The sequence below is a fragment of the Bacillus sp. FSL L8-0152 genome, from assembly GCF_038006365.1.
Taxonomy (GTDB): Bacteria; Bacillota; Bacilli; order Bacillales; family Bacillaceae_G; genus Bacillus_A; species Bacillus_A cereus.
Genome location: NZ_JBBOVB010000001.1, coordinates 5,577,554 through 5,587,185 on the forward strand (window position 1 = coordinate 5,577,554; position 9,632 = coordinate 5,587,185).

The window sequence follows — 9,632 nt, forward strand, 5'->3', positions numbered from 1 at the left end:
ATAATAAGATGGTTTGCTTTTTAATTTTTCTGTGCTAATAGTTCTAAAATACGATTTAAATCTTCTTTATTAAAAAATTCAATTTCGATTTTACCTTTTTCTTTTTTCGTCTCTTTAATTTTCACATCTGTGCCAAACTTTTCTCTTAAGAACGTTTCACGTTCTACGAAAAATATATTTCGCTCTTTTTTCACTTTTTTTGTTTCACGTGAAACGTGTTGATTAATCTCTTGGACGATTTTCTCTAATTGACGAACATTTAATCCTTCTTTTTCAATGCGTTTCAATAAGGACTTCAATTGTTCTTCGTCTTTTATCGTAAGTAAAGTTCTCCCATGAGCCATTGAAAGTTGACCATTTGCAATCATATCTTGGACGAACGAAGGGAGGCTTAATAACCGAGTATAATTTGCAATGTAAGGTCTGCTTTTGCCAAGACGTTTCGCTAATTGTTCTTGCGTTACATTTAGCTCATTCATTAACATCTGGTATGCCATTGCCTCTTCCATAGGATTTAAATCTTCTCGTTGTAAGTTTTCTAACAAAGCAAATTCCATCATTTGCTGTTCAGTTAATTGTCTTACAACCGCAGGTACCTTTTCTAAACCAGCCTCTTTTGCAGCACGAAATCGTCTTTCACCTGCAACGATTTCATATCCTTTAATACTCTTTCTAGCAATTAATGGTTGTAGAATACCGTGTTCCTTAATCGAAATTGCTAATTCCTGAATAGCCTCTTTATTAAAGTGTTTACGCGGTTGATATGGATTTGGCCTTAATTCAGTTACAATAATCTCCTGAATTGTTTCCTCTTCTTTCACATCTAAATCAGGAAAAAACACATTAATTCCTCTTCCTAATCCTTTAGCCACCTGCAATCACTTCCTCTGCTAAATCTATATATACTTCTGCTCCTCTTGATTTAGCGTCATACTGCATAATAGGTTTCCCATGACTTGGAGCCTCGCTCAAGCGTACATTACGCGGAATAATCGAGCGATATACTTTATCCCTAAAATACTTTTTCACTTCATCTATAACTTGGATCCCTAAATTTGTACGAGCATCCAACATTGTTAACAATACGCCTTGAATTGCTAAATTTTTATTTAAATGTTTTTGTACAAGTCGAACTGTATTTAATAGCTGACTTAATCCTTCTAGTGCATAATATTCACACTGTACAGGAATAATAACAGAATCTGCTGCTGTTAATGCATTAATCGTTAATAACCCTAAAGACGGGGGACAGTCGATAATAATATAATCATATTCATCACGAACTGGCTGTAATGCTCTTTGCAAACGTACTTCCCGGGAAATAGTCGGTACCAATTCAATTTCAGCACCAGCCAATTGAATTGTAGCGGGTAGAACATCTAAGTTTTCAGTTGCGGTTTTCTGTATAACCCCTTGAACATCTGCATCTTCCACAAGAACGTTGTAAATACATTGATCTAATTCAGATTTTTCAATTCCCACACCAGTCGTTGCATTTCCTTGAGCATCAATATCTACAAGAAGGACTTTTTTACCTACTTGCGCCAATCCAGCCCCTAAATTAACAGATGTTGTGGTTTTTCCAACACCGCCTTTTTGATTAGCAATAGCAATGATTTTTCCCATGATGTCACCTACTTTCAACCTTTCTATCTTATTCTAGTAACAATTACGTTTATTGTAACATGAAATAAAACTTTTTCTTTTACGTCCTTTATTAAACTTCAAAATTTATTTCTAAACTCCTTCTTCATTTAACAAGAAAATATAGTAAAAGAGACCTCTCCAATAGGATAAGGTCTCTAACACGTCATTATTATTTTTTCTTTGGAATTTTAATTGTAATTTGATAGTACTCATCAAATTCTTCTTCCTCAGAATTAACATTTAAACCACTTTCAGTAACCATTTGTAAAGATTGTCTAATTGTATTCATAGCAATCCTCGTATCTCGACTTACTGCTTTTTGCTTTGCCTTACGCTTCGGTTTTGCTTCCTCTAGTAACTTCGCAATTCGTTCTTCTGTTTGCTTTACATTCAGTTGTTTCTCCACAATTTCCTGTAAAACCTTCAGTTGTAATTCCTCATTTTTTAAAGGAATGAGAGCGCGGGCATGACGTTCTGTAATGCTTTTTTCTAATAATGCACTTTTTATTTCTTCAGGCAACTTTAACAATCGCAACTTATTTGCGATTGTAGATTGTCCTTTTCCAAGTCGTTGTGCCAATGCTTCTTGTGTTAAATTATGTAACTCAATCAGCTTTTGATATGCCACAGCTTCCTCGATTGCCGTTAGTTCCTCACGTTGCAAGTTTTCAATTAAAGCTACAGAAGCTGTCTCTGTATCATTTAAGTTCTTTATAATTGCAGGAACCTTTTCCCAACCTAACTTTGTTGCCGCGCGAAAACGTCTTTCTCCAGCAATAATCTCATACTTATCGTCCTCATATTGCCTTACAACAATAGGCTGAATAAGTCCATGTGTACGAATCGTTAATGCTAGCTCATCAATACGCGCATCATCAAAAACTGTTCTTGGTTGATAACGGTTAGGGGTAATATTTACTATCGGAATTTCTTGTATTTCCTCATATACCTTTTTATCTATCTCTTCATGGCTTTCGTCTTGTAATTCGAATTCGCTCTCTTTATCTCCAAAGCCAAATAAACGAGAAAACGTATTTTTCATACATATTCCACCACCTTTTAGGCCTATTGACTATTCTCCATAAAATGTTTCCTATGAAACATTTACGTTTTCATTTATATAATTTAATCTTACGTCTAATAAGATTTATTTTTCAATAGGTAATTTATTGGGTGTTCCCGGTTTGCGTGGATATTTCTTTGGTGTCTTGCGCTTTTTCTCGATTAATAAAATATTACGTTCACTCTCTTCAAACGGTAATTGGAACGTAGACATCTCTTTTAACTCTCCGCCTAGAACCTCTAAAGCATACTTGCCATTTTCGATTTCTTCGTTTGCTGCTGCACCTTTCATTGCAATGAATGTTCCTCCAACTTTTACAAGTGGTAAACATAGCTCACTTAATACAGAAAGACGCGCAACTGCACGTGCCATTACAATATCGTATGATTCACGTACACCTTCTTTTTTCCCAAATGTTTCAGCACGATCATGACAAAATGCAACATCACTTAATTCTAACTTTTGTGCTAAGTGATTTAAGAAATTAATACGTTTTTGCAATGAATCTACAATTGTTACTTTTAAGTGCGGGAAACAGATTTTTAAAGGAATACTTGGGAATCCAGCCCCTGCACCAACATCACAAATTGAGAATGGTTTTGAAAAATCATAATAAAAAGCAGCTGTAATGGAATCAAAAAAGTGTTTTAAGTATACTTCTTCTTTTGCTGTAATAGCCGTTAAGTTCATTTTTTCATTCCACTCTACTAATGTTTCAAAGTAGATTTTGAACTGCTCTAATTGTCTAGAAGAGAGGGTGATTCCCTTCTCTTCTAGCATAGATTGAAATTGTTCTATGTTCATCTAGCAATATCTCCTTACTATGTTATTGGTTCGATACGCGCGCAATTTTTCCTTGTTCTATATACACAAGTAAAATGGAAATATCCGCTGGATTTACGCCAGAAATACGTGAAGCCTGCCCCATTGAAAGTGGACGAACATCTTTCAATTTCTGTCTAGCTTCTGAAGCAAGGCTAGAAATCGCGTCATAATCAATATCTACAGGGATTTTTTTACTCTCCATTTTCTTCATTCGCTCTACTTGCTGTAAAGATTTTTCAATATATCCTTCGTACTTAATCTGAATTTCAACTTGTTCTGTAACTTCATCACTTAATTCTACTTCACTTGGTACTAAAAGATGAATATGCTCATATGTCATCTCTGGACGACGTAATAAGTCACTTGCACGTATTCCATCTTTCAATTCACTTCCGCCAATATTGCGAATTAATTCTTGAACTTCAGGACGTGGTTTAATAATAATGCTGCTTAAACGTTCCTTTTCCTGTTCAATTTGTAATTTTTTATTTGTAAATCGCTCATATCGCTCTTCTTTAATTAATCCAATTTCACGACCAACTTCAGTTAAACGAAGATCAGCATTATCGTGGCGTAATAATAGACGGTATTCTGCACGAGACGTTAATAAACGATATGGTTCATTTGTACCTTTCGTTACAAGATCATCAATTAAGACACCAATATAAGCATCCTCGCGGCCTAAAACAACTTCTTTTTTACCTAAAGAACGGCATGCTGCATTAATCCCAGCCATAAGCCCTTGTCCTGCCGCCTCTTCGTAACCAGAAGTTCCATTAATTTGTCCTGCTGTATATAAATTTTTAATCTTTTTCGTTTCAAGTGTTGGCCATAATTGTGTTGGCACAATTGCATCATATTCAATCGCATAACCTGTGCGCATCATTTCAACATTTTCTAGGCCTGGAATTGTTCTAAGCATGTCACGTTGTACATCTTCTGGTAGGCTTGTGGATAAACCTTGTACATATACTTCTTGTGTATTACGCCCTTCTGGCTCTAAGAAAATTTGATGACGTGGTTTGTCATTAAATCTTACTACTTTGTCTTCAATAGAAGGACAGTACCTAGGGCCTGTTCCTTTAATCATACCAGAATACATAGCTGAACGATGTAAATTTTCATCTATTAAACGGTGTGTTTCTGTACTTGTATATGTCAACCAACATGGAATTTGATCCATAATAAATTTCGTTGTTTCAAAAGAGAACGAACGCGGCTTATCATCACCTGGTTGAATTTCTGTTTTACTGTAGTCAATTGTATTACTGTTTACACGCGGAGGTGTCCCTGTTTTAAATCTAACAAGATCAAATCCGAGCTCCTCTAAATGCTCAGATAATGTAATAGACGGTTGTTGATTATTTGGACCGCTTGAATATTTTAAATCGCCCATGATAATCTCGCCACGTAAAAATGTTCCAGTGGTAATTACAACGGTTTTCGCTGTATATTCTGCACCAGCTTGTGTAACTACCCCTTTACATATACCTTCTTCAACGATTAAACGCTCTACCATTCCTTGGAACAACGTTAAGTTTGGTGTTTCTTCAATTGTTTTCTTCAATTCATGTTGGTAAGAGAATTTATCAGCTTGCGCTCGAAGTGCACGTACAGCTGGACCCTTACCTGTATTTAGCATACGCATTTGAATATGAGTTTTATCAATATTACGTCCCATTTCTCCGCCTAATGCATCAATTTCACGAACAACAATCCCTTTTGCTGGTCCACCAACAGAAGGGTTACATGGCATGAATGCTACCATATCTAAGTTAATTGTTAACATTAATGTTTTTGAGCCCATTCGTGCTGCCGCAAGACCAGCTTCACATCCTGCATGACCTGCACCGATTACTATGACATCGTATGAACCGGCATTGTATCCCATTGTTTATTCCTCCTAATAATCTCTATCTTTCTAAAACATCACTATATTATTTTCCTAAACAAAATTGAGAGAACAACTGGTCAATTAGGCTTTCATGGACTGTGTCACCAGTAATTTCACCAAGTATTTCCCACGTTCTTGTTAAATCAATTTGCACCATATCAATTGGTACACCATTTTCTATTGCCTCAATTGCATCACCGATTGTTTGTCCCGCTTGTGTTAATAATCCAATATGTCTCGCATTAGAAACATATGTCATATCTGTAGAATCGATTGTTCCTTCAAAGAATAAATCAGCTATTGCCTTTTCGAGTTCATCTATTCCTTGTTCCTCAATTAAGGATGTTGTAATAACACGATTTCCCTCGGCTAACTCTGTAACACGTTCCATATCAATCGCTTGCGGTAAATCAGTTTTATTCACAATAACAATAAAGTCTTTTCCTTGTACCGCATGGAATAGATCTTCATCCTCATTTGTTAAAGCCTCGCTATAGTTGACAACAACTAATACTAAATCTGCTTGGCTCATCATTTCTTTTGAACGCTCCACACCAATTCGTTCAACAACATCTTCTGTCTCACGAATACCGGCTGTATCTATAAGTTTAAGAGGTACGCCACGCACATTAACGTACTCTTCAATAACATCACGAGTTGTTCCTGCAATATCAGTTACAATTGCTTTTTTCTCCTGAACAAGGCTATTTAATAACGATGATTTTCCAACATTAGGCCTACCGATAATTGCTGTAGCAATACCTTCACGTAAGATTTTCCCTTGTTTTGATGTTTCTAATATTTTTTCGATTTCCGAACGAACATGCGTTGCTTTCTCAATTAAAATATTATGTGTCATCTCTTCTACATCATCGTATTCTGGATAATCTATATTTACCTCAACATGAGCTAATGTTTCTAATATTTCTTGACGTAAGCGACCAATTAATTTAGATAATCGCCCTTCCATTTGATTAATTGCTACATTCATCGCACGATCTGTTTTTGCTCGAATCAAATCCATAACAGCTTCTGCTTGTGATAAATCGATACGTCCATTTAAAAAAGCACGTTTTGTAAATTCGCCCGGTTCTGCCAATCGTACTCCTTGCGCTAGAATAAGTTGCAATACTTTATTTACTGAAACAAGTCCGCCATGACAGTTAATTTCCACTATATTTTCACGTGTAAAAGTCCTCGGTGCGCGCATAATAGACACCATAACTTCTTCAATAACTTGATTTGTATCTAAATCAACGATATGACCATAATGAATAGTATGAGAAGAAACCTCTGTTAAATCCTTCCCTTTAAAAATACGGTCAACTTTCTCAACCGCATCATCCCCACTTACTCGAACAATGGCAATTGCACCCTCTCCAAGCGCTGTGGAAATCGCAGCAATTGTATCAAATTCCATGTCCTTTCACCTCACTTGCTTATTTATCTCTATTTCAACATGATTATTTCTTTCACTAAATTATTAGGATACCATAACGAACCTATCTACAAAAGAAGAATAACTCATTTTATTATATCCCCATGTAAAAAACACTAAACTTATTCACAGTGGATAAGTTTAGTGTTTTTTAGTTATCCACATCTATTTTTCGCTCAAAAAAACCGGCACTCATTTGAGCAACCGGTCATTTAGGAGATATTACAACATGCCGATGTGGTTCATTTCCTTCAGAAGTTGTTTTGATACCTTGATGATTTGATAATGCCTGATGAATAATTTTTCGTTCAAAAGATGGCATCGGTTCTAAAATAACTCTTTTTTTCGTATTAGATACTTGTTTCGCTAATCGATAAGAAAGTGATTCTAACGTACTTTTTCTTTTACTACGATAATTTTCAGCATCTAGTGTAATACCGATATACTGCTTCGTGTTACGATTTGCGACAAGTTTTGTTAAATACTGTAAAGAGTTCAATGTATTACCTCTTTTTCCAATTAAAACTCCTACATCATCACCAGAAATTGTAAATTCAATCTCGCGTCCTTTTACAATTTTACTAATTTCAACTTCCACACCCATATTGTGAATAACATTTCTTAAATATTCTTCACATTCCTGAATTGGATCTTTCTTCAATACAACTTCTACTACTGCAGGACGATTCCCAAATAAACCTAAGAACCCTCTTTTACCCTCATCGACAATATTTATATCTACTCGATCTTTTGATGTGTTTAATTGCCTTAAAGCATCCTCTACTGCCAGCTCGACTGTTTGTCCTTTAGCAGTAATTATACTCACTTGCTTGAGCCTCCAGCTTTGTTAGCCTTAATCTCTGGCCCTTTGATAAAGTACATTTGAGCAATACCAAAGATATTACCAACAACCCAGTAAAGTGATAATGCAGCTGGGAAGTTAATTGCAAAGATTAAAATCATAATCGGCATAAGCCAAAGCATCATTGCCATTTGCGGATTTTGACCAGCTGTTCCTGCCATTGCAAGCTTTTGCTGAATAAATGTCGTAATTGCCGCAACAACTGGTAAGATATAGAACGGATCTGCCTGTCCTAAATCAAACCATAAAAATGTATGTTCACTAATTGCTGTTGTTCTCATAATCGCATGATAAAACGCGAATAAAATAGGCATCTGAACAAATATCGGTAAACATCCTGCCAATGGATTTACACCATTCTTTTGATATAACTGCATCATTTCTTGTTGTAGTTTTTGCTGCGTTGCTTGATCTTTAGAACTATATTTCTCTTTTAACTTCACCATTTCTGGTTGTAACGCTTGCATTGCCTTTGTACTCTTCGTTTGTTTAATCATTAATGGTAATAATGCAAAACGAATGATAAGAGTTGTAATAACAATTGCTAAACCGTAATTACTGTTAAATAAGTCGGCAAAATACGTGATTAACTGAGAAAGTGGATATACGAAATATTCATTCCAAATCCCAGTACTTTTCGATGTAATCGGCTGACCCGTTTCACTACAACCGGTGGCAATCGCCATTAATGCAACGACCATGGCTAGTAAACCTAATTTCTTTTTCAAAGCCTACTCCTCCTTGTATCGGTATGTATATAGTGTAATTCATTTCCTTACGCTACTTTTTTATTCTTTTCATACCAGAGCGTTTAAAGACATGAATTAAGCTTTTCTTTACTTCTTCATATGTCATCTCTGCACAAGGCTTCCTTGCTATTATAACAAAATCTTTTCCAGAATCTATCTCATCTTTTAACTCTGTAATAGCCTGACGGACCATGCGCTTAATTCGATTACGAACTACTGCATTTCCTATTTTCTTGCTAACAGAAAGGCCGATGCGAAAGTTTGGCTGTTCTTCTTTATCTAATTGGTATACAACAAACTGACGATTCGCATTTGATTTTCCTTTTTGAAAAACCGCCTGGAATTCATCATTCTTCTTTATACGATGTTTTTTCTTCATATCAATTGACACTCCTGTATTTCATCAGCGGAAATTCACTATTATTAGAAAAAAAGACCACTGAACGATCAGTGGTCTACGCAGATAATACTTTTCTTCCTTTACGACGACGAGCTGCTAGCACTTTACGTCCGTTCGCTGTGCTCATACGGCTGCGGAAACCATGTACTTTGCTGCGCTTACGTTTATTTGGTTGGTAAGTTCTTTTCATTATATGACACCTCCCTGAGGAATATCTGTTAAAGACAGTCCTATAAATTATAGTTAATTAACTAGGAAAATGTCAATGGTTCTAGAAATTTTCATCAAATATTCATTTTGAACCTATTCACATACTTTTTCACAGCATCTATATTTCCTTGTGGATAAATGTTTTTTCACGTTTTTTATATCCACAAACTTTTTTCCCACTTTTACACAGTATATCGTGTTGTGGACAAGTTTATTCCACAAGGTATTGATTTTGTGGATAACTTTCTTAAATTCATTGCTATAGCCACTTTTTTTTGATATTATAGTTGTGTTTTCACTTTGAATAAGTTTTCCACACCTTTATCTTATCCACAATTTGTGTATAACATGTGGACAGTTTTAATCACATGTGGGTAAATAGTTGTCCACATTTGCTTTTTTTGTCGAAAACCCTATCTCATATACAAACGACGTTTTTAGGTTTTAAAATACGTTTCGTATAAATATACATTTTATATTTATTAGGTTGTACATTTGTTGCGCAACCTTATTCTTTTACCATCTTAGTAAAGGAGGGACACCT

10 protein-coding genes are annotated in these 9,632 nt (G+C 35.4%); all 10 read right to left on the reverse strand.

What is annotated here, in order from left to right:
- Positions 1-20: 20 nt before the first annotated feature.
- Positions 21-872, reverse strand: coding sequence for a stage 0 sporulation protein Spo0J (gene spo0J / locus MHH27_RS28320; protein WP_078400658.1), 852 nt, complete (start codon positions 870-872; stop codon positions 21-23).
- The gene (soj, locus tag MHH27_RS28325; RefSeq protein ID WP_000516114.1) at positions 865-1,626 is read right to left on the reverse strand and encodes a sporulation initiation inhibitor protein Soj; all 762 of its coding nucleotides are present in this window, start codon (positions 1,624-1,626) and stop codon (positions 865-867) included. Before soj ends, spo0J begins: the two co-directional genes overlap by 8 nt.
- Positions 1,627-1,816: 190 nt before the next feature.
- The gene (gene noc, locus MHH27_RS28330; RefSeq protein ID WP_000799016.1) at positions 1,817-2,689 is read right to left on the reverse strand and encodes a nucleoid occlusion protein; all 873 of its coding nucleotides are present in this window, start codon (positions 2,687-2,689) and stop codon (positions 1,817-1,819) included.
- A 105-nt stretch (positions 2,690-2,794) separates the two neighbouring features.
- A complete protein-coding gene (gene rsmG, locus MHH27_RS28335) occupies positions 2,795-3,514 on the reverse strand; it encodes a 16S rRNA (guanine(527)-N(7))-methyltransferase RsmG (RefSeq protein ID WP_098235885.1) in 720 nt (239 codons plus the stop codon).
- Positions 3,515-3,536: 22 nt separating this feature from the next.
- A complete protein-coding gene (mnmG, locus tag MHH27_RS28340) occupies positions 3,537-5,426 on the reverse strand; it encodes a tRNA uridine-5-carboxymethylaminomethyl(34) synthesis enzyme MnmG (RefSeq protein WP_000541052.1) in 1,890 nt (629 codons plus the stop codon).
- A 46-nt stretch (positions 5,427-5,472) separates the two neighbouring features.
- On the reverse strand, positions 5,473-6,849 hold the full coding sequence (mnmE, locus tag MHH27_RS28345; RefSeq protein WP_000393762.1) for a tRNA uridine-5-carboxymethylaminomethyl(34) synthesis GTPase MnmE: 1,377 nt from the start codon (positions 6,847-6,849) through the stop codon (positions 5,473-5,475).
- Positions 6,850-7,075: 226 nt separating this feature from the next.
- Positions 7,076-7,693: an RNA-binding cell elongation regulator Jag/EloR gene (gene jag / locus MHH27_RS28350; RefSeq protein WP_000022795.1), complete on the reverse strand. Its 618-nt coding sequence runs from the start codon at positions 7,691-7,693 to the stop codon at positions 7,076-7,078.
- Positions 7,690-8,457 (reverse strand): YidC family membrane integrase SpoIIIJ, encoded by a 768-nt coding sequence (spoIIIJ, locus tag MHH27_RS28355; RefSeq protein ID WP_000727740.1) that lies wholly within the window; start codon positions 8,455-8,457, stop codon positions 7,690-7,692. The genes jag and spoIIIJ overlap by 4 nt, the downstream gene beginning before the upstream one ends.
- A gap of 52 nt (positions 8,458-8,509) precedes the next feature.
- Complete coding sequence (gene rnpA / locus MHH27_RS28360; protein ID WP_000726621.1) at positions 8,510-8,857, reverse strand: ribonuclease P protein component; 348 nt, start codon at positions 8,855-8,857, stop codon at positions 8,510-8,512.
- Between the two features lie 76 nt (positions 8,858-8,933).
- Positions 8,934-9,068, reverse strand: a complete 135-nt coding sequence (gene rpmH, locus MHH27_RS28365) for a 50S ribosomal protein L34 (protein WP_000831901.1) — start codon at positions 9,066-9,068, stop codon at positions 8,934-8,936.
- Between the last annotated feature and the right edge of the window lie 564 nt (positions 9,069-9,632).